This window comes from Serratia sp. FGI94 (assembly GCF_000330865.1).
Classification (GTDB): Bacteria; Pseudomonadota; Gammaproteobacteria; order Enterobacterales; family Enterobacteriaceae; genus Serratia_B; species Serratia_B rubidaea.
Map to the genome: position 1 here is coordinate 1062470 of NC_020064.1, position 20868 is coordinate 1083337.

The window sequence follows — 20868 nt, forward strand, 5'->3', positions numbered from 1 at the left end:
CTCTTAATCGACCATCATATTGAGGTTGAGGTTGTACATAATCCACAGTGAACCCACAACAACGATACCGATGATCATAGCGGTGAACAGTAATGCCACCAGGTTCCAGCGCTCTTCCGATGAAGTGTTCATGTGCAGGAAGTAAACCAGGTGAACAATCACCTGGATAACCGCCATGCCGACCACAACCGCCAGGATGGTGGAATGAGAGGCAGTGCCGTTCATCACCATCATAAATGGAATTACCGTCAGGATGACCGACAGGATAAAGCCGATCAGGTATGACTTAACGCTGCCGTGGCTTGCGCCGCCGTGAGAGGTTTCATGGGATGAATGGCTCATTACATAACCCCCAGCAGATAAACAACGGTAAATACGCAAATCCATACCACATCCAGGAAGTGCCAGAACAGGCTCAGGCACATCAGACGGGTTTTGTTGGTTGAAGTCAGGCCGCGCTTGCTCACCTGAATCATCATGATGATGATCCAGACCAGACCGGCGGACACGTGCAGACCGTGGGTACCGACCAGCGCGAAGAAGCTGGACAGGAATGCACTGTGATCCGGGCCGAAGCCTTCAGCGATCAGGTGATGGAATTCATAGATTTCCATCGCCACGAAGCCGAGACCAAACAGGAAGGTCAGGAACAGCCAGGTGTTAACGCTGCCGACTTTGCCTTTGTTCATGCCGATCATCGCCATCCCGTAGGTGATGGAGCTGAACAGCAGCAGGAACGTCTCAACCAGAACAAACTTCAGATCGAAGATGTCTTTGCCAGAGGGACCGCCAGCGGTCCCGTTCACCAGGACTGCATAAGTCGCGAACAAGCTCGCAAACAAAATACAGTCGCTCATCAGGTAGATCCAAAATCCGAAGACTTTGGTCTCTCCTGCGTCGTGGTGCCCATGCTCTGCATGGGCTGCGTTGTGGTTAGTCAGAGTATCAGTTGACATGTTTCACGCCTGCTTTGCTGATTTGTTCATAGTGTTGGTTCTCAATGCGCTCGATTTCATCAACCTGCACATAGTAGTCAACATCTTGGTCGAAGCTCTTGGCGATCCAGACTACGATCATGCCGATGAAGCCGGCCAGAGCCATCCACCAGATTTCCCAGATCATGGCGAAACCGAAGATCAGGCTGAAGAAGCCGATGATAACGCCGGCGCCGGTGTTCTTAGGCATATGAATCGGTTCGTACTTGGCCGGTTTCTTATACGCTTCGCCTTTTTCTTTCATGTCCCAGAATGCATCACGGTCGTGAATTTCAGGCATGGTGGCAAAGTTATAGAACGGCGGTGGAGAAGACGTTGCCCACTCCAGAGTACGGCCGCCCCACGGGTCACCGGTCAGGTCGCGGTTCTGCTCGCGGTCACGGATACTGACGAAGATCTGAATCAGCTGGCACAGGATACCGCAGGCAATCAGCGCAGCACCGCCCGCAGCAACCATCAGCAGCGGATGGAACTCAGGGTTGATGTTCTGGCTGATACGACGGGTCATGCCCATAAAGCCCAGCGCATACAGCGGCATAAAGGCGACGAAGAAACCGATGATCCAGAACCAGAAGGCGCGTTTGCCCCAGGTTTCGTTCAGCGTGAAGCCGAAGGATTTCGGGAACCAGTAGGTCAGGCCGGCGAAGCAGCCGAACACCACGCCGCCGATAATGACGTTGTGGAAGTGCGCAATCAGGAACAGGCTGTTGTGCAGCACGAAGTTCGCACCCGGCACCGCCAGCAGAACGCCGGTCATACCACCGATGGAGAAGGTGATGATGAAGCCGATGGTCCACAGCATGGCAGAGTTGAACTGGATACGGCCCTGATACATGGTGAACAGCCAGTTGAAGATTTTCACCCCGGTCGGGATGGAAATAATCATGGTGGCGATACCGAAGAAGGCGTTAACGTTCGCGCCGGAACCCATGGTAAAGAAGTGGTGCAGCCATACGATGAACGACAGAACGGTAATCGCGATGGTTGCCCATACCAGAGAGGTATAGCCGAACAGGCGTTTCTTCGAGAAGGTTGCGGTAACTTCGGAGAACACACCGAATACCGGCAGAACCAGGATGTACACTTCTGGGTGACCCCAGGCCCAAATCAGGTTGATGTACATCATCATGTTGCCGCCCATATCATTGGTGAAGAAATGGGTGCCCAGATAGCGATCCAGGGTCAGCAGCGCGATGGTGACGGTCAGAATTGGGAAAGAAACGATAATCAGGACGTTAGTACACAGCGCCGCCCAGGTGAATACCGGCATCTTCATCAGAGGCATGCCAGGGGCGCGCATCTTCAGAATGGTGGCGAAGAAGTTAACGCCGGTCAGCAGGGTGCCCAGACCGGAAATCTGCAGACTCCAGATCCAGTAATCGACCCCGACGCCAGGACTGTACTCCTTGCCGGACAGCGGTGGATACGCCAGCCAACCGGTCTGTGCGAACTCACCAACCCCCAGAGAGATGTTGATCAGTACGACGCCCACCACGAAGAACCAGAAGCTCAGGGAGTTCAGGAACGGGAAGGCAACGTCGCGCGCACCGATTTGCAGCGGTACAACCACGTTCATCAGACCAACCACGAAAGGCATCGCCATGAAGAAGATCATGATTACGCCGTGCGCGGTAAAGATTTGGTCATAGTGGTGCGGCGGCAGGAAGCCGGCCTCGCCGGCAGACGCAAGCGCCTGCTGGCTACGCATCATGATGGCGTCGGCAAAGCCGCGCAGCAGCATGACCATCGCCACGATGATGTACATAATACCAATTTTTTTATGGTCGACGGAGGTCAGCCATTCGCTCCACAACCATTTCCACTTGCCCAAATATGTTATCAGCGCCAGCAGTGCCAGGCCTCCAACAATAATTGCCGCAACGGTGACCATGATGATCGGTTCGTGGTACGGAACCGCATCAAGCGTTAATTTTCCCAACATCAGATTATTCCTCGGCTCCGGCGTGAGCATGTTCACCCATGTTCATACCCTGGCTCATGTCCATGCCTTCGTGCGCGTTTGCTTCAGCGCCCTTGTGCATGTGCATGTCGCCCATGAATTTGCCAATTGTTTCTTTGAACAAATTAGGTTTGACACTGGAGAAGTACTCAACCGGGTTGTTTTCACTCGGCTCTGCCAGTTTGTTAAAGTCGTCGGTGGTATTGAGGTTCTTGGAAGACGCTTTCACCTTGTTAACCCACTGATCGAAGTCGCCTTCGGTTGGGGTGACAATGGCGTTAAATTTCATTCCGGAGAACCCGCGACCGCTGAAGCTGCTGGAAATACCTGCGTATTGCCCCGCTTCGTTGCCGATCAGATGCAGTTTGGTCTGCATGCCGGCCATCGCATAAATCTGTCCACCTAACTGAGGAATAAAGAACGAGTTCATTACCGAGTTAGAGGTGATCTTGAATTCGACGGGAACATCTTTCGGGAAGGCCAATTCATTCACCGTCGCAATACCCTGCTCTGGGTAGATAAACAGCCATTTCCAGTCCAGCGACACCACTTCAATGGTCATCGGCTTCTTGTCGGTGACAATCGGCTTGAAGGGATCCAGTTCGTGCGTCGTTTTCCAAGTAATGGTGCCAAGGATGGCGATGATGATGATTGGAATGGTCCAGACGACCGCTTCAATCTTGTTGGAGTGTGACCAGTTAGGACTGTACTTGGCATCCTTGTTGGAAGCGCGATACTTCCAGGCAAAGCCGAACGCCATGATGATGACTGGAATCACCACGATCAGCATTAATGCGATAGCGGTGATTATCAGTGTCCGTTGTTCAACACCTATTGCTCCTTTGGGATTCATCAAAACCATATCGCACCCACTGAGCATTACAGTGGATGCGAATAATGACAACATCCCGATACTTTTATTGTATTTCTTAAGTCTCATCTAACGACCTCAATTACAAAGGCTCTATTGTCGTTTCATGTGTGCGGGCATTTTACGGGAAGGTTGCAGTACTGTAAACATGCTTAGGCTTGTGTCAGCGCCTCGTTGACACTTTCTGTTAACGTTGTCACAGATGTAACGCTACGTGACAATTTCCCAATGGCAACAATGCGTTGGCATGCTGAATCGTGCCGGGGGGACGCTATCTTATGGAAAAACAAAGGTATGATGATTTAGTGCCCAGAGGGGATTTTTTGGAATGGGGCATAAAAGTATATTTAATGTAAAATATTTGTTTAATGCAGGTGAATTTAATTTTATTTATAATCTTTTTCTGAGGGTGAAAAAAATAATTCAGGCGGAAATTATATTTTTACATAGAAATAAAATTATTTAACCAATGCATTCCGCAGACCGGCGTCAGCGCCGGTCTGCGGGGGTTTTACGCCAGGCGCGTGCGGCGCAGCGCCAGATAGTCGAGCAGGCTGCCGGTGACGATACCCGCCAGGCTCAGGGCCGCGCCGGCCTGCAGCGCGGTGTCGGCCAGCTGCGGCAACGTACTCCAGCCCAGCGCGTTGCCGATCAGCAGCAGCAGCCACAGCGCCAGCAGGCTGCAGCCGACGCCCAGCAGACGCAGCGCCCAGCGGTAGGCCCGCTGGAATTCGGTGCGCGGCATAAAGTCGTCGGTGTTCTGCGTGTACTCCAGCGTCCGGCGGCAGATGGCCAGCAGGATCAGGCCGGGAATCGCCGCAGCGATGGAGAACAGGTAAAACAGCGGCCAGCCGTGCGCCTCGACGAACCAGCCGGCGATGGGGCCGACGTAAACCCGGCCCACTGCCGACAGCGCCGACAGCAGGGCGAACTGGGTGGCCGAGAAGGATTTGTTGCACAGCGTCATCAGCAGCGCGACAAAGGCGGCGGTGCCCATGCCGCCGCACAGGTTTTCCAGGAAGATGGCGCTGCCCATGCTGAGGATGTTTTTGTCGGTCACCGCCAGGATCCAGTAGCCGAGGTTCGACACCGCCTGCAGCATGCCGAACAGCATCAGCGCGCGGAACAGGGAGAGGCGCTGCATCAGCACGCCGCCAAACAGCGCGCCGACGATGGTGGCGAACAGACCGAGCGTTTTGTTGACCAGCCCGACCTCGCCGGCGTCAAAGCCGACGCCGCGGATCAGGAAGGTGGTGCTCAGGCTGCCGGCAAAGGCGTCGCCCATTTTGTACATCACGATCAGCAGCAGTATCAGCCAGGCGTTGTTGCGGGCGAAGAAGTCGCGCAGCGGGGCGATGACCGCCTGTTCCATGGTGCGCGGCGCGGGGATGCTGTCGTCAGGCTCCGGCGCCAGCAGCGTGGCGGCAATGCCGAGCAGCATCAGCCCGGCCATCAGCCAGTAGGTGGCCTGCCAGCCGAAGTAGCGGTCCGCCAGCCACAGCGCCAGTCCGCCGGACACCAGCATCGCCAGACGGTAGCCCAGCACGGAGATCGCCGCCCCGGCGCCGCGCTCTTCCGCCGCCAGCAGGTCGGTTTTGTAGGCGTCGAACACGATATCCTGCGAGGCGGAGCAGAACGCCACCAGCACCGCCAGCGCGGCCAGCCACCACAGGTGCTGCGCCGGGTTCATAAAGCCCATCGCCACGATCGCTACCACCAGCAGCAGCTGACTGATCAGCAGCCAGCCGCGGCGCCGGCCGAGGAACGGCGGCGTATAGCGGTCCATAAACGGCGACCAGAGGAATTTAAAGACGTAGGCCTGACCGACCAGCGAAAAGATGCCGATAGTTTTCAGATCGATATTCTCGACGGTCATCCAGGCCTGCAGCGTGCCGGAGGTCAGCGCCAACGGCAGGCCGGAGGCGAACCCCAGCAGCAGCAGGATCAGCGAGTTACGCTGGGTGAAAATCGCAAAGTACTGTTTAGACATGAGATCCCTGTCTGCGCCGCCCGACACGCCGGGCGGCGCAAGGCGTCAGATTAACGCGCGTTCTGCTTGATAAAGTCGTTGACGCTGGTGTCCTGCGCCATATCGGCGATCACGTCGCCGAGCACGGTATTGACCGCGTTGGTGATTTTATCGTTGGTCGCGTTAAAGGCGCCCTGCACGTTATAGGTCGAGCGGTAGTTTTTCACCTGCTTGTTGCCGTTTTTCGCCACGGCGATAATCGAGATATCGGCCTTGGTGGTGATGCTGTAGCGCAGGTTGCCTTCGGTGACGTCGGCGTACAGATGGTTCATCACGATCTGCAGATCAACCGGCGCGTTCGGGCCGATCATATAGCCGCGTGCGCCCATTTGTTTCTCCAGCACTTCCTGCAGCAGGAAACGCAGGTCGCGCGATGGCGTCAGGGTGACCAGACGGCTGTCGCGGTTAACCTTGGCCAGCGCCTGATCCTTGCGCTGGTCGGCGCCGTTGATGCTGATGGTGACGCCCTGCAGCGTCGGATCCTGAGTCGGCAGCACGATCTTCGGCGTGACGTTAAGGGTATTGCTGCTGCTGGCGCAGCCGGCCAGCAGCAGCGCGCCTAATAATGGAAGACAAAGTTTTTTTAACATGTTAGCGCTCTCGTTTTCGTCTGAGTCGGAATGGTATTGCCAACAATCATCTGGCCGACATGATAGCATCGCCGCCGGCCGGGGGAAGTGTCCCAAGGTTACTGAATGGCAATTTTTTAGCTGTGGGTGATAAAAACATGCTTTTTTGTTGCTCTCAATAAGATAAAACCCAAGCACCGGGAGATTGTGACGGTTTTTTCGCCGCAAGGCCGAGAAATTTACATGTGGCGTATTCTCACGGGGAAAAACCGGCTAATATTGAAGTAGATGACATGTCTTCTGCCGGAGCTGTAAGGAGATCCTATGATTCGCGAGCAAATAGAAGCAAAGTTAAGGGCGGCGTTTGAGCCCGCGTATCTGGAAGTGGTTGATGAAAGCTATCGTCACAACGTTCCGGCGGGTTCAGAGAGCCACTTTAAGGTGGTATTGGTCAGCGATCGCTTCGTCGGCGAACGCTTCCTGACGCGTCACCGCGCGATCTACGGCGAGCTGGCGGATGAACTGGCCAACGGCGTGCACGCGCTGGCGCTGCATACTTACACCCTGAAAGAGTGGGAAGGGCTGCAGGATACCGTACTCGCTTCGCCGCCATGCCGCGGTGCGACGCCGGAACCCTGGCCGGACGTATAAAAGCTGACGCGGCAGTGGAACTTTAGCCGCGATTTGGGGTATTACTACAGACGAATTTTGAAACGGCCTGCGGGCCGTTTCTGTTTTTGACGACGACGCGGTTTGCCGACGGTTGCGCGGTCAAAGCGGTCGGCAGGCGCGTTTTTTTGCCGAAAATCAGCAAAAGTGTGAATTTTAACGCGTTACTGCCGCCCGGCTGTCCTCGACTCGCCCCGCATGCGCCGCTATAATGTCGCGTCTTATTTTTCCGGAATGGTTTCGGGACGCTCTCGGCATCAGGGAACTCGGTTCTGTAATGCAGCCGTCCTGGTTCTTGGAACGGAGTTGACCGAGCACTGTGATTTTTTTGAGGTAACAAGATGCAAGTTTCAGTAGAAACCACTCAAGGCCTTGGGCGCCGTCTTTCTATCACCGTACCTGCTGATGTTATCGCGCAGGCAGTGAAAAAAGAGCTGATCAACGCAGCAAAAAGCGTGCGTATCGACGGTTTCCGCAAGGGCAAAGTGCCGATGAACATCGTTGAGCAGCGTTATGGCGCCTCTGTTCGTCAAGACGTGCTGGGCGATCTGATGCAGCGCAACTTCGTTGACGCGATCATCAAAGAAAAAATTAACCCGGCCGGCGCGCCAAACTACGTGCCGGGCGAGTACAAGGAAGGCGAAGATTTCAGCTACACCGTTGAATTCGAAGTGTATCCGGACGTTGAGCTGAAAGGCCTGGAAAACATCGAAGTTGAAAAACCTGTGGTTGAAGTCAACGACGCCGATGTCGACACCATGCTCGATACCCTGCGCAAGCAGCAGGCGACCTGGAAAGACACCGATCGCGCCGTTGAAGCTGAAGACCGCGTGACCGTTGACTTCACCGGTTCTATCGACGGTGAAGAGTTCGAAGGCGGCAAAGCGGCGGACTTCGTACTGGCGATGGGCCAGGGCCGCATGATCCCGGGCTTTGAAGAAGGTCTGGTTGGTCACAAGGCCGGTGAAGAGTTCACCATCGACGTTAACTTCCCGGAAGATTACCACGCTGAGAACCTGAAGGGTAAAGCCGCCAAGTTCGCCATCGTGCTGAAGAAAGTGGAAGAGCGCGAGCTGCCTGAGCTGACCGAAGAATTCATCCAGCGTTTCGGCGTGGCGGATGGTTCCGTTGACGGCCTGCGCGCTGAAGTGCGTAAAAACATGGAGCGCGAGCTGAAAGGCGCCGTGCGTAACCGTGTCAAGACTCAGGTTATCGACGGCCTGGTCAGCGCTAACGACATCGACGTGCCTGCTGCGCTGATCGACGGTGAAATCGACGTGCTGCGCCGCCAGGCTGCACAGCGTTTCGGTGGCAACGAGAAGCAAGCGCTGGAACTGCCGCGCGAACTGTTCGAAGAACAGGCCAAGCGTCGCGTTGTTGTCGGCCTGCTGCTGGGCGAAGTGATCAGCACCAACGAGCTGAAAGCTGACGAAGACCGCGTAAAAGCGCTGATCGAAGAGATGGCGTCCGCTTACGAAGATCCAAGCGAAGTTATCGAGTTCTACAGCAAAAACAAAGAGCTGATGAACAACATGCGCAACGTGGCTCTGGAAGAGCAAGCGGTGGAAACCCTGCTGTCTAACGCGAAAGTGAGCGAAAAAGCGACCACCTTCAGCGAGCTGATGAACCAGACTCAACAGGCGTAATGTCTGAGCCGGGTGATGGTGACATTCCCGGCTGTAATCTGAAAAAGCCCGTAACTTCGGTTACGGGCTTTTCTTTTTGCCACGTTGCTGATTAATCTCAGGTTAAGCGCCGTAATATGCACTATATTTATGCTGTTGCCTGCAACATTTGCAGGCATGATAGTGATGTGGCGTTGCCGCAAGGTTCGGCAGGGAAAATGGCGCACCGGGCTTGAAATTCCCGCCGCTGCCCCCAACTGGAGTATTCAGAGGGTTGTTTGCCGACACGTGGGATGATAACGACCGTCAGGTCATGTGGCGCAGGTTGAATGGTTGAGCATGGTCAGCGTGGCTGTTCTCAAGTAGAATCAGCAGACAATGGCGCCAAGGCAATTTCTATTAGGAGACGGTAATGTCATACAGTGGCGAACGAGATCAATTTGCACCGAACATGGCACTGGTGCCGATGGTGGTGGAGCAGACTTCACGCGGGGAGCGTTCTTACGACATCTATTCCCGCCTGCTGAAAGAGCGCATTATTTTCCTGACCGGCCAGGTTGAAGACCATATGGCCAACCTGATCGTGGCGCAGATGCTGTTCCTGGAAGCGGAAAGCCCGGACAAAGACATTTTCCTGTACATCAACTCACCGGGCGGCGTGATCACTGCCGGCATGTCAATCTATGACACCATGCAGTTTATCAAGCCGGACGTCAGCACGATCTGTATGGGGCAGGCCTGTTCAATGGGCTCGTTCCTGCTGACTGCGGGCGCCAAAGGCAAGCGTTTCTGCCTGCCGAACTCCCGGGTGATGATTCACCAGCCGCTGGGTGGTTTCCAGGGCCAGGCGACGGATATTGAGATCCACGCGCGTGAAATTCTGAACGTGAAGGCGCGGATGAATGAGCTGATGGCCAAGCATACCGGCCAGCCGCTGGAGCAGATCGAGCGTGATACCGAGCGCGATCGCTTTATGACCGCGGAAGAATCGGTAGAATACGGTCTGGTCGACGGCATTCTGACGCACCGCAGCTAAGGCTACGCGGTAGGCGAGCGTTAAGTGCGAGCCGATAGACTATAGTAATCAGAGCGGATGATTCCGCTCTGAACAGCATTATCGGCGTTCCCCGGTATTTATTTGGGCGCACTGCCGCCATGATTTTCCTGCGGGACAAAGACAAAAGAAGAGGTTTACTGATGACAGATAAGCGCAAAGACGGTTCAGGAAAGCTGCTGTACTGCTCTTTCTGCGGCAAAAGCCAGCATGAAGTGCGCAAGCTGATTGCCGGTCCGTCAGTGTATATCTGCGATGAGTGTGTCGATCTGTGTAACGACATCATTCGCGAAGAGATTAAAGAAGTTGCCCCGCATCGTGAGCGCAGTGCGCTGCCGACGCCGCACGAAATCCGCAACCACCTGGATGATTATGTTATCGGCCAGGAGCAGGCGAAGAAAGTGCTGGCGGTTGCGGTGTATAACCACTACAAGCGTCTGCGCAACGGCGATACCAGCAACGGTATCGAGCTGGGCAAGAGCAACATTCTGCTGATCGGCCCGACCGGCAGCGGCAAAACGTTGTTGGCGGAAACGCTGGCGCGCTTCCTGGATGTGCCGTTCACCATGGCCGACGCCACCACGCTGACCGAAGCCGGTTACGTGGGCGAGGACGTGGAAAATATTATCCAGAAGCTGTTGCAGAAATGTGACTATGACGTGCAAAAAGCGCAGCGCGGCATCGTCTATATCGATGAAATCGATAAAATTTCCCGCAAGTCCGATAACCCGTCGATTACCCGCGACGTATCGGGCGAGGGCGTACAGCAGGCGCTGCTGAAGCTGATTGAAGGCACCGTTGCCGCGGTACCGCCGCAGGGCGGCCGCAAGCATCCGCAGCAGGAGTTCCTGCAGGTCGACACCTCCAAGATCCTGTTTATCTGCGGCGGCGCGTTCGCCGGCCTGGACAAGGTGATTGGCCAGCGCGTCAACACCGGCTCCGGCATCGGCTTCGGCGCGAAGGTGAAGGGCGAGTCTGAAAAGGCCACCGAAGGCGAACTGCTGCTGCAGGCCGAGCCGGAAGACCTGATCAAGTTCGGTCTGATCCCTGAGTTCATCGGCCGTCTGCCGGTGGTGGCGACGCTGAGCGAGCTGAGCGAAGAGGCGCTGATTCAGATCCTGAAAGAGCCGAAGAATGCCCTGACCAAGCAGTATCAGGCGTTGTTCAACCTGGAAGGCGTCGAGCTGGAATTCCGCGACGAAGCGCTGAACGCCATCGCCAAGAAGGCCATGGCGCGTAAAACCGGCGCCCGCGGCCTGCGTTCTATCGTCGAAGGCGCGCTGCTGGACACCATGTACGATCTGCCGTCGCTGGAAAGCGTCGATAAAGTGGTGATTGACGAGTCGGTGATTGACGGCCAGTCCAAACCGCTGCTGATTTACGGCAAGCCGGAAGCGCAGGCATCCGGCGAATAATTCGCCAGTTAAACCATCAGGTTAATCGCAAAATGGGGGATTTTATCCCCCATTTTTTTTTCCTGCATTCTGGACGTTGAATGTCGGCGATTCATCCCCATATACTCAATAAATGGTTTTATGAAACGTTGATTGCCTGCGTCTCATGAGATTCCCCCTCAATCCTGGCGGAAATTAAACTAAGAGAGAGCTCTATGAACCCTGAGCGTTCCGAACGCATTGAAATCCCTGTCCTGCCGTTGCGCGACGTGGTGGTTTATCCGCACATGGTGATCCCGTTATTTGTTGGCCGGGAAAAATCGATTCGGTGCCTCGAAGCCGCAATGGATCACGATAAAAAGATCATGCTGGTGGCACAGAAAGAGGCCTCAACGGATGAACCTGGCATTAACGACCTGTTTTCCGTCGGTACCGTAGCGTCCATTCTGCAGATGTTGAAACTGCCGGACGGCACGGTAAAAGTGTTGGTGGAGGGCCTGCAGCGCGCACGCATCACCACGCTGTCCGACAGCGGCGAACACTTTGCCGCGCAGGCGGAATATCTTGACTCGCCGGCCATCGACGAGCGCGAGCAGGAAGTGCTGGTGCGCACCGCAATCAATCAGTTTGAAGGCTATATCAAACTGAACAAAAAAATCCCGCCGGAGGTGCTGACATCGCTGAACAGCATCGACGACGCGGCGCGCCTGGCGGACACCATCGCCGCGCATATGCCGTTGAAACTTGCCGATAAGCAATCGGTGCTGGAGATGTCTGACGTCTCCGAGCGCCTCGAATACCTGATGGCGATGATGGAGTCGGAAATCGACCTGCTGCAGGTTGAGAAACGCATCCGTAACCGCGTCAAGAAGCAGATGGAAAAGAGCCAGCGCGAGTACTATCTGAATGAGCAGATGAAGGCCATTCAGAAAGAGCTGGGCGAAATGGACGACGCGCCGGACGAATATGAAGCGCTGAAGCGCAAGATCGACGCGTCGAAGATGCCGAAAGAGGCGCGCGAGAAAACCGAAGCGGAACTGCAAAAGCTGAAGATGATGTCGCCGATGTCGGCCGAAGCCACCGTGGTGCGCGGCTATATCGACTGGATGCTGCAGGTACCGTGGACCGCGCGCAGCAAGGTGAAGAAAGACCTGGTCAAGGCGCAGGAAGTGCTCGATACCGATCACTACGGCTTGGAGCGGGTGAAAGACCGCATCCTCGAGTATCTTGCGGTGCAAAGTCGCGTCAGCAAAATTAAAGGGCCGATTCTGTGCCTGGTGGGGCCGCCGGGGGTGGGTAAAACCTCGCTGGGTCAGTCGATCGCCAGGGCCACCGGCCGTCAGTATGTGCGTATGGCGCTGGGCGGCGTGCGTGATGAAGCGGAAATCCGCGGTCACCGCCGCACCTATATCGGCTCCATGCCGGGCAAGCTGATCCAGAAAATGGCCAAGGTCGGGGTGAAGAACCCGCTGTTCCTGCTCGACGAGATCGACAAAATGTCGTCCGACATGCGCGGCGATCCGGCTTCGGCGCTGTTGGAAGTGCTGGATCCGGAACAGAACGTGGCGTTTAACGATCACTATCTGGAAGTGGATTACGATCTGTCCGACGTGATGTTCGTCGCCACCTCCAACTCGATGAATATCCCGGCGCCATTGCTGGACCGTATGGAAGTGATCCGTCTGTCCGGTTACACCGAAGACGAAAAGCTCAACATCGCCAAGCAGCACCTGCTGCCGAAGCAGATCGAACGCAACGCGCTGAAAAAGAACGAGCTGACGGTGGATGACAGCGCGATTATCGGCATCATCCGTTACTACACCCGTGAAGCCGGGGTACGTAGCCTGGAGCGTGAAATCTCCAAGCTGTGCCGTAAGGCGGTCAAAGCCCTGTTGATGGACAAGAAGCTCAAGCATATCGAAATCAACGGCGACAACCTGAAAGACTACCTCGGTGTGCAGCGCGTGGACTATGGCCGGGCGGATACCGAAAACCGCGTGGGCCAGGTGACCGGTCTGGCGTGGACGGAAGTGGGCGGCGACCTGCTGACCATTGAAACCGCCTGTGTGCCGGGCAAAGGCAAGCTGACCTACACCGGTTCTCTGGGTGAAGTGATGCAGGAGTCGATTCAGGCTGCGCTGACCGTGGTGCGCGCCCGGGCCGAGAAACTGGGCATCAACGCTGATTTCTATGAGAAGCGCGATATCCACGTGCACGTGCCGGAAGGCGCGACGCCGAAGGATGGCCCGAGCGCCGGTACCGCCATGTGCACCGCGCTGGTCTCCTGCCTGACCGGCAACCCGGTTCGCGCCGATGTGGCGATGACCGGCGAGATCACGCTGCGCGGCCAGGTGCTGCCGATTGGCGGGCTGAAAGAGAAACTGCTGGCGGCGCATCGCGGCGGCATCAAAACGGTATTGATTCCTTACGAAAACAAACGTGATTTGGAAGAGATCCCGGATAACGTTATCGCCGATCTGGAGATTCATCCGGTGCAGAAAATCGATGAAGTGTTGGAGATTGCGCTGCAGAATCCGGCCTTCGGCGCCCAGCCGGTCGCGGTGAAATAGTGACGTATCGCAAAATACATTGATAAAACTTATGCTGGCAGGTCAATTCGTACTTGCCAGCGTTTTTTTGTCCCGCTAAGTTAGATCACTGTCGATTGGCGTTAGCCGCGCTACCGCTGGCGGCTTGCCAAGCTTCGACGGGATTGATATAACAGCTGCGCTGTCGCATACCGTAGGGATTTTTCGGTGCGACGAGAGAATTCTAGAGGGGATGATAGAGTGAATAAGTCACAACTGATCGACAAAATTGCCGCAGGTGCTGATATTTCCAAAGCGGCAGCTGGACGTGCTTTAGATGCGATTATCGCATCCGTTACCGACTCCTTGAAGGAAGGGGACGACGTTGCTCTGGTTGGTTTCGGTTCTTTTACCGTGCGTGAGCGTTCAGCCCGCACCGGCCGTAACCCGCAGACCGGTAAAGAAATCAAGATTGCTGCTGCTAAAGTGCCGGCCTTCCGCGCAGGTAAAGCGCTGAAAGACGCGGTAAACTGATTACAGCGTCTGACCGGTTGCCGTCATGAGGGATTGCGTTAAAACAATCACCTGACGCAACGGAGCGGGTAAGGTAAGATACAAGGCGCATCGGACTGATGCGCTTTTTTTATTTTTGTCGCAGGGAAGCCTGCCACAAGGGTTGTCAATCCACATCACAGCGGAGTGTTGTCACACTATGATGGACAGTTTACGCGCGGCTGCTAACCACGTCGTGCTCAAAATTATCCTGGCCCTGATCATCCTGTCATTTGTTTTGACCGGGGTAGGTAACTACCTGATCGGCGGTTCCGGCGATTATGCAGCGAAAGTCAACGGCCAGGTGATCGAACGCGCCAAGCTGGAGCAGGCTTTCCAGAGCGAACGTAGCCGCATGCAGCAGCAGCTGGGCGATCAGTTCTCGGCGCTGGCCGGTAATGAAGGCTATATGCAGCAGCTGCGTCGTCAGACGCTGTCTCAGCTGATCGATAATATGCTGCTCGACCAGTATGCAGAGAAACTGGGCCTGAGCATCAGCGACGACCAGGTCAAGGACGCTATCCGCAAAGCGCCTTACTTCCAGACCAACGGTCAGTTTGATAACGCCAAGTATCTCGATTTGATTACCCGCATGGGCTACAGCGCCGATAACTATGCGCAGTCGATGCGTCAGCAGCTGGTGAACCAGCAGGTTATTCAGGCATTCGGCCACTCCGGCTTTGTGCTGCCGGCCGAGTCTGACGCGATGGCGGCGCTGATGCTGCAAGAGCGCGACGTTCGCCTGGCGACCATCGATCTTAAGGCGCTGCAGGCCAAGCAGAGCGTGAGCGATGACGAACTCAGCGCGTATTACGAGCAGAACAAGAACAGCTTCATCGCTCCTGAACAGGTGCAGGTGAGCTATATCCCGATGGACGCTGCGGCGATGCAGGGCAAAGTCACGGTCAGCGAGGCGGATATCAGCGGCTATTACGAGCAGCACAAGAGCAGCTTCGGCCAGCCGGAGCGCAAGAACTACAGCGTGATTCAGCTGAAAACCGAGGCGGAAGCCAAAGCGGTGCTGGATGAGCTGAACAAAGGCGCCGATTTTGCCAAGCTGGCGGCAGAAAAATCCACCGATATCATCTCCAAACGCAACGGCGGCGAGCTGGGCTGGCTGGAGCCGGACACCACCGCCGACGAACTGAAGCAGGCCGACCTGACCGAAAAAGGCCAGACTTCCGGCGTGGTGAAATCGTCCGTGGGCTACCTGATTGTGCGTCTGAACGACATCGAAGCGGAGAAGCTGAAGCCGCTGAGCGAGGTGCATGACGCGATTGCCGCCAAGGTGAAGCAGGAGAAAGGGCTGGACGCCTACTTTGCGCTGCAGCAGAAAGTGAGTGAAGCGGCGACCAACGATAACGAATCGCTGGCCTCGGCGGAAGAAGCTGCGGGCGTCAAAGCGGTGCAGACCGCCTGGTTTACCCGCGATAACGTTCCGGCCGAGCTGAACTTCAAACCTGTCGTGCAGGCGGTCTTCGACGGTTCGCTGATTGGCGAGAACGGCACGCCGGGCAGCAACTCGGATGTGATCACCGTTGAGGGCGACCGCGCCTTCGTGGTGCGCGTTACCGGCCACAAAGCGGAAGGCGTAGAGCCGTTCGACAAGGTGAAAGAGCGTGTTGCCGAGCTGGTGAAGCGCAACAAGGCAGAGCAGGCGGCCAAGCTGCAGGGCGAGAAACTGCTGACCGAGCTGAAACAGGGTAAAGGCGACCAGGCGCTGCAGGCGGCCGGCCTGAGCTTTGGCGCGGAGCAGAAGATGACCCGCAGCGGGCAGGGCGTGCAGTTGGAAGAGAGCGTCTTTGCGCTGCCGCATCCGCAGCAGGGCAAGCCGGTTTACGGCATGTCGCAGGATCGCCAGGATAACGTGGTGCTGATCGCGCTGGATACGGTCAAACCGGGTGCGCTGTCGGCGGAAGAGATGAAAACCTTCAGCGATAAAATGCAGGAAGGTTCGGTCGGCGTCACCTTCGATTCCCTGCTGGCGAATCTGCGTAAGGACGCCAAGATCAAAATGGGCAGCGCGGAGCAACAGCCGCAATAAGCCACGCATTTCTTTGCAACCTGATGTAACTGACAAAGGCCGCTTTCGCGGCCTTTTCCATATCTGCGGTTTGCCGTTTGCCGTCGTTTGGGGTTTGCCGCAAGGTGGACGGGCTGTACAACACAAGGAGGATACAGCTATGTCATTAACCCAAAACCTGGCGCTTGCACGCCATCAAACCCTCGTCGGCGCGCTGCTGAGCATCGCGCTGTGCTTGTTCCCTTCACTGACTGCGGCGGCGGAAAAGCCGGGCGTGGTGCAGACCTCATCGGCGGTACGGGCACAGCCGGCGGCGACGGCCGGTATGGCGGGCGGACAGGAGACGGTCAGCATCAATCAGGCCAGCGCAGAGCAGCTTGCCGAGGCGCTGAACGGCGTCGGCCTGAAAAAGGCCGAGGCGATCGTCCGCTATCGCGAGCAAAACGGGCCGTTTAGCGATATTGAACAGCTGCAGGAGGTGCCGGGCATCGGGCTGGCGCTGCTGGAGAGAAACCGGGAGCGGTTGAGAATGTGATCCCGATCGCGGCCGCAGGGCAAAAATACTCGGCGGCCGCGTTCCTCTGCTACCTTTTACAGGTCGTACCAGTTGGTGCGACCTTATAATAACAGCGGCAGGGGCCGGTAAGGCGCCCACCCGTTTGGCGATTACCAGGCTGGAGCACCACTATGCAAACCTATATCAAAGTTCGCGGCTTTCACCTTGATGTTTATCAGCACGTGAATAACGCCCGTTATCTGGAGTTTTTGGAGGAAGCGCGCTGGGACTGGCTGGATAACCGCGAAGAGTTCCGCTGGATGATGGCCAACAATATCGCGTTTGTGGTGGTGAACATCAATATTAACTACCGCGTGCCGGCGCTGCTGGGCGATAAGCTGTGCGTGGAGAGCCAGCTGGAACAGCTGAACGGTAAAAGCGGGGTGTTAAGCCAGAGAATAACCCGGGAAAGCGATGGCGCTCAGGTGGCGGATGCGCTGGTGACGTTTGTCTGCGTGGATTTGACCACCCAGCGCGCGGTGCCGATTGACGGCGAACTGCGTGAAAAGCTGCAGGCGCTGTAAAGCGGCAGGAGGGGCGGCCGTTGCGCCGCCCGTTGCTGCCAGCGCTTAGGCCAGGCCGGTCTTGCGCTTCAGCTCGGCCATCACCGCCGGACGGTTGCCCTGATACTGCTGCAGGCCGTTCGCGCGCAGGTGGCAGGCGGCACATTCACCGCAGCCGTCGCCCTTGATGCCGTTGTAGCAGGTCAGCGTCTGCTGCCGCACCCGATCCAACTGCTGGTAATAGTCGGCCAGCGCCCAGGTTTCGGCCTTGTTCAGCCACATCAGCGGCGTTTCAAAACGAATATCGCGGGCGATGCCAAGCACCACCGCCTGATTGAGCGCTTTGACAAACTCGTCGCGGCAGTCCGGGTAGCCGGAAAAGTCGGTTTCACACACGCCGGTGATCACCGCTTCCGCCTCGACCTGATAGGCGTAAATCGCCGCCAGCGTCAGGAACAGGATATTGCGTCCCGGTACAAAGGTGCTCGGCAGCCCGTCCTGCTCGGCGCTAAACGCCGGCACCGGGATATCGTCGCGCGTCAGGCTGCTGATGGCCAGTTCATTCAGCAGGCCGACATCCAGCACTTTATGCGCCTTGGCGCCCAGTGACTGCGACAGCTCGCGGGCGATATCAATTTCCGCGCGGTGACGCTGGCCGTAATCGAACGTGACGCAGTGAACTTCATCATACTGCTGTAAGGCTTGAATTAAGCAGGTCGTGGAGTCTTGCCCACCACTAAAAACAACGACTGCGCGTTTCATAGAATAAACCTTATTTGCTGCGGCCAGGCCCGATGCACATTCGGGAGGCCAAAAATATGAACCACTATGGTAGCAGACGCGGGGAAAACCGCGTAGCTGCGGGATTAGTTCAGCGGCGGCGGCAGCCACGCCTGGCCAAAATCGAACCAGCCATGCGCGGTTAACCTCACGCCCTGCATGCGCGGCGGCGCGCTGATCTGATATTGATAGTGAAACAGCGGGGTAATGATGGCGGCGCTCATCAACTGCTGGTAGTAGCTTTTGAGTTCGCGGATCCGCCGCTGCTCATCCGGGAACTGCTGGATACGCAGCAGCGTTTGTTGCTGTTGCCGCCAGCGGCGGGGCGGCAGAATTCCCTGCCACAGCACGTCCTGCCGCAGCCAGCTTTCCAGCGTCGACTCCGGCGCTTCGCCGATCAGGTTATCCGCCAGCAGCAGGTCGGCCTGGGCGATTTGTTCGCTGCTCTGCCAGCGTTTGCCGGAGAAATAGCGCACCTCCAGTTCGCAGCCCTGTTCCGCCAGCAGCGCTTGCAGCGCCTCGGTGACCGTGATCAGCTCAACCGGCGGGTGGTACAGCAGCGTCAGTTTAGCCGGCAGTGGCGTCTCGTCGCTGGCCTGATGGCTGGGGATCCCCCAGCCGGGCAGCATCTCCTGGCTGGGTATGATCACGCCGTTCGGCAGCGGCAGATCGGCCAGCAGCCCCGAACGTTGGATCAACATCAGCAGTTTTTGCCCCTGCGCCTCGCTCAGCACGCCGCGGCGCAGGTTCAGCGCCAGATAGCACCAGCCCAGGCTCATGCTGCGCTGTACCGGGCGCGCCAGCGCCAGATCGTCCTGCTGGCCGATGGTGATGCGCACCGGATGCTGACAGCTGGTGGTGTTGCCATTACCGTCCGTCTGCAGCTCGGGGGTGATCCAATATTCAATGCTGTCCAGATAGGGATGCTGCAGGTGGTAAAACGGGTGCTGCTCCAGCCGCACCAGATGCGTTTCATTCAACGCCAGTTTGAACGGGCCGGCGCCGATGGCGGCATCGTCCGGGTGGGTCATCAGGCAGGGCAGTTCCGCCAGGCGGTAGGGCAGCCAGTAATCGGCACTATGCAGATCGAACTGCAGGCACAGCGCGTGCGGCAGGCTGACGGCGGCGACATTCGCCAGGCTGGCCTGCCCGCGCGGATGCCGGCGCTGTTTTTCCAGCGTCTGCAGCAGTTGCTGGCCGGTGATCGGCTCGCCGTTATGCCAGCGCAACTGGCTGCGCAGGAAGAAGCGCCAGCGCAGGCCATCGTCCTCAACCTGCCAGTGGTGAGCCAGATCCGGCTGGGGCTGTGGATTGCCGGTGATAAAGCGGGTCAGGCCGGCATGCAGCGTCGAGGCCAGATGCTGTTCGGCACGGCCGCTGAGCGCCAGCGGATCGAGGGATTCCAGCTGACGATAGTAGGGGATACGCAGCGTAGGGCTGCCCGCCTGCCACTGGCCGCCCAAATGCGGCGCCAGCAGCTGCTGCAGACGCTGCGGGTCTAAACGGGCCAGCTCCAGTGCGTTTTGATGATCGCCCTGCTGCAGCAGCTGTTGCAACAGGGCGGCGCGCAGTTCGTCCGGCGTTTTCAGACAGTGCAGCCGCGCCCGTTTGCCGCGGCCGGCCTGTGAACGCCAGCTGAGCCAGCCCTGCTCCTGAAACTGTTGCACCAGAGTGCGGGCGTGGCGCTCGCTGCAGTAAAACAGCGCCGCCAGCTGCGCCATGGTGACGGCCGCCGGCTCGCTTCCCAGCTGTTGGTACAGGCGTTGATACTGACTAAGGCGATGAATCAGGCGCATGGCGATAAATCCGGAACGGTTTTGATAAATTGTTCACTATTAGTTCCGTAAATACCATCACATACTGCAGACATTGTCATCTTCTGCATACGATCGAGGTTGTTATGTATCGCCTGGCTGCTTTTGATATGGATGGGACGCTGCTGATGCCGGATCACCGGGTCGGCCCGGAAACGCTGGCGGTGCTGAACCAGCTGGTGGCGCGGCAGATAACCGTAACCTTTGCCACCGGCCGCCATTATCTTGATGCGCAGCCCATTATGGCGCAGCTGGGCCTGCAGGGCTTTTTGATCACCGGCAACGGCACCCGCATCTACGATCGGCACGGGCAGTGCTTGCAGGCCACCGATTTGCCGCCGGAGGTGGCCGAAGCGGTGATCCATCGCCACTGGCAGACCACCGCCGGCATGCATGTTTTTCGCGATGAAGGCTGGCTGACCGAGGCCGCGACGCCGGCGATGCTGCAGGCGCACCACCTGAGCGGTTTTGGCTATCAGCTGACTGACCCGCGGCGCTTGCCGGCGTTTGGCAACAGCAAAATCTGTTTTGTCGGTGAGCATGAGGAACTGCTGGCGCTGCAGGGACGGCTGCGGGCCTACTTTGGCGAACGGGTGGATTTGTGTTTGTCCGCCCATGACTGTCTGGAGGTGCTGCCGCAGGGATGCAACAAGGGCAGCGCGCTGGCCCTGCTGAGTGAGCATCTGGACGTGACGCTGGAGGCATGTATGGCGTTCGGCGACGCGATGAACGACAAAGAAATGCTGGCGTCGGTCGGGCATGGCGTGGTGATGGGCAATGCGCTGCCGCAGCTTAAGGCGCAGCTGCCCCACCTGCCGGTTATCGGCCACTGCGAAAATCAGGCGGTGGCCCACTATTTGGCACATTGGCTGCATTCACCTTACGCCCCTTATACCCCCGTATAGCGGGCGTTCCCCTTGCAGCAGGCCGGGCAGTTCGCTACCCG

The 20868-nt window shown here is 57.2% G+C and carries 18 protein-coding genes; 10 read left to right on the plus strand and 8 right to left on the minus strand.

All coding sequences use genetic code 11. From position 1 onward, the window contains the following. Positions 1-3: 3 nt before the first annotated feature. From D781_RS04785 to D781_RS04810, 6 genes are all read right to left on the minus strand, one after another. On the minus strand, positions 4-342 hold the full coding sequence (locus D781_RS04785) for a cytochrome o ubiquinol oxidase subunit IV (protein ID WP_015671184.1): 339 nt from the start codon (positions 340-342) through the stop codon (positions 4-6). Next, positions 342-956 (minus strand): cytochrome o ubiquinol oxidase subunit III, encoded by a 615-nt coding sequence (locus D781_RS04790; protein WP_015671185.1) that lies wholly within the window; start codon positions 954-956, stop codon positions 342-344. The genes D781_RS04785 and D781_RS04790 overlap by 1 nt, the downstream gene beginning before the upstream one ends. Continuing rightward, on the minus strand, positions 946-2937 hold the full coding sequence (gene cyoB / locus D781_RS04795; RefSeq protein WP_015671186.1) for a cytochrome o ubiquinol oxidase subunit I: 1992 nt from the start codon (positions 2935-2937) through the stop codon (positions 946-948). Before cyoB ends, D781_RS04790 begins: the two co-directional genes overlap by 11 nt. A gap of 4 nt (positions 2938-2941) precedes the next feature. After that, a complete protein-coding gene (gene cyoA / locus D781_RS04800) occupies positions 2942-3895 on the minus strand; it encodes a cytochrome o ubiquinol oxidase subunit II (protein ID WP_015671187.1) in 954 nt (317 codons plus the stop codon). Between the two features lie 442 nt (positions 3896-4337). Next, positions 4338-5816, minus strand: a complete 1479-nt coding sequence (gene ampG / locus D781_RS04805) for a muropeptide MFS transporter AmpG (protein WP_015671188.1) — start codon at positions 5814-5816, stop codon at positions 4338-4340. A 50-nt stretch (positions 5817-5866) separates the two neighbouring features. Beyond that, positions 5867-6445, minus strand: coding sequence for a lipoprotein (locus D781_RS04810; protein ID WP_015671189.1), 579 nt, complete (start codon positions 6443-6445; stop codon positions 5867-5869). Positions 6446-6748: 303 nt separating this feature from the next. Here D781_RS04810 and bolA point away from each other — a divergent pair, with 303 nt between their 5' ends. From bolA to D781_RS04855, 9 genes are all read left to right on the plus strand, one after another. Beyond that, positions 6749-7075 carry a transcriptional regulator BolA gene (gene bolA, locus D781_RS04815; RefSeq protein WP_015671190.1) on the plus strand — a complete coding sequence of 109 codons (327 nt, stop codon included), beginning with the start codon at positions 6749-6751 and terminating at the stop codon, positions 7073-7075. A 359-nt stretch (positions 7076-7434) separates the two neighbouring features. Continuing rightward, positions 7435-8739 (plus strand): trigger factor, encoded by a 1305-nt coding sequence (gene tig, locus D781_RS04820; RefSeq protein ID WP_015671191.1) that lies wholly within the window; start codon positions 7435-7437, stop codon positions 8737-8739. A 391-nt stretch (positions 8740-9130) separates the two neighbouring features. After that, positions 9131-9754 (plus strand): ATP-dependent Clp endopeptidase proteolytic subunit ClpP, encoded by a 624-nt coding sequence (clpP, locus tag D781_RS04825; protein WP_015671192.1) that lies wholly within the window; start codon positions 9131-9133, stop codon positions 9752-9754. Between the two features lie 161 nt (positions 9755-9915). Next, positions 9916-11187, plus strand: coding sequence for an ATP-dependent protease ATP-binding subunit ClpX (gene clpX / locus D781_RS04830; RefSeq protein ID WP_015671193.1), 1272 nt, complete (start codon positions 9916-9918; stop codon positions 11185-11187). Between the two features lie 194 nt (positions 11188-11381). Next, positions 11382-13736: an endopeptidase La gene (gene lon / locus D781_RS04835; RefSeq protein WP_015671194.1), complete on the plus strand. Its 2355-nt coding sequence runs from the start codon at positions 11382-11384 to the stop codon at positions 13734-13736. 219 nt (positions 13737-13955) lie between these two features. Beyond that, positions 13956-14228, plus strand: a complete 273-nt coding sequence (gene hupB, locus D781_RS04840; protein ID WP_004954599.1) for a nucleoid-associated protein HU-beta — start codon at positions 13956-13958, stop codon at positions 14226-14228. Between the two features lie 178 nt (positions 14229-14406). Continuing rightward, complete coding sequence (gene ppiD / locus D781_RS04845) at positions 14407-16290, plus strand: peptidylprolyl isomerase (RefSeq protein ID WP_015671195.1); 1884 nt, start codon at positions 14407-14409, stop codon at positions 16288-16290. A 139-nt stretch (positions 16291-16429) separates the two neighbouring features. Next, entirely contained in the window at positions 16430-16804 is a 375-nt protein-coding gene (locus D781_RS23375; RefSeq protein WP_015671196.1) for a ComEA family DNA-binding protein, read from the plus strand. Positions 16805-16956: 152 nt separating this feature from the next. Continuing rightward, entirely contained in the window at positions 16957-17349 is a 393-nt protein-coding gene (locus D781_RS04855) for a YbgC/FadM family acyl-CoA thioesterase (RefSeq protein WP_015671197.1), read from the plus strand. Positions 17350-17394: 45 nt separating this feature from the next. Here the strand turns inward: D781_RS04855 and queC are convergent, their stop codons facing one another. Together queC and D781_RS04865 are read right to left on the minus strand one after the other, a co-directional pair. Then, positions 17395-18090 carry a 7-cyano-7-deazaguanine synthase QueC gene (gene queC, locus D781_RS04860; protein WP_015671198.1) on the minus strand — a complete coding sequence of 232 codons (696 nt, stop codon included), beginning with the start codon at positions 18088-18090 and terminating at the stop codon, positions 17395-17397. A gap of 104 nt (positions 18091-18194) precedes the next feature. Beyond that, positions 18195-19904 carry an SgrR family transcriptional regulator gene (locus tag D781_RS04865; protein ID WP_015671199.1) on the minus strand — a complete coding sequence of 570 codons (1710 nt, stop codon included), beginning with the start codon at positions 19902-19904 and terminating at the stop codon, positions 18195-18197. 104 nt (positions 19905-20008) lie between these two features. Here D781_RS04865 and cof point away from each other — a divergent pair, with 104 nt between their 5' ends. Further along, positions 20009-20827 carry an HMP-PP phosphatase gene (cof, locus tag D781_RS04870; RefSeq protein WP_015671200.1) on the plus strand — a complete coding sequence of 273 codons (819 nt, stop codon included), beginning with the start codon at positions 20009-20011 and terminating at the stop codon, positions 20825-20827. Positions 20828-20868 lie beyond the last annotated feature (41 nt).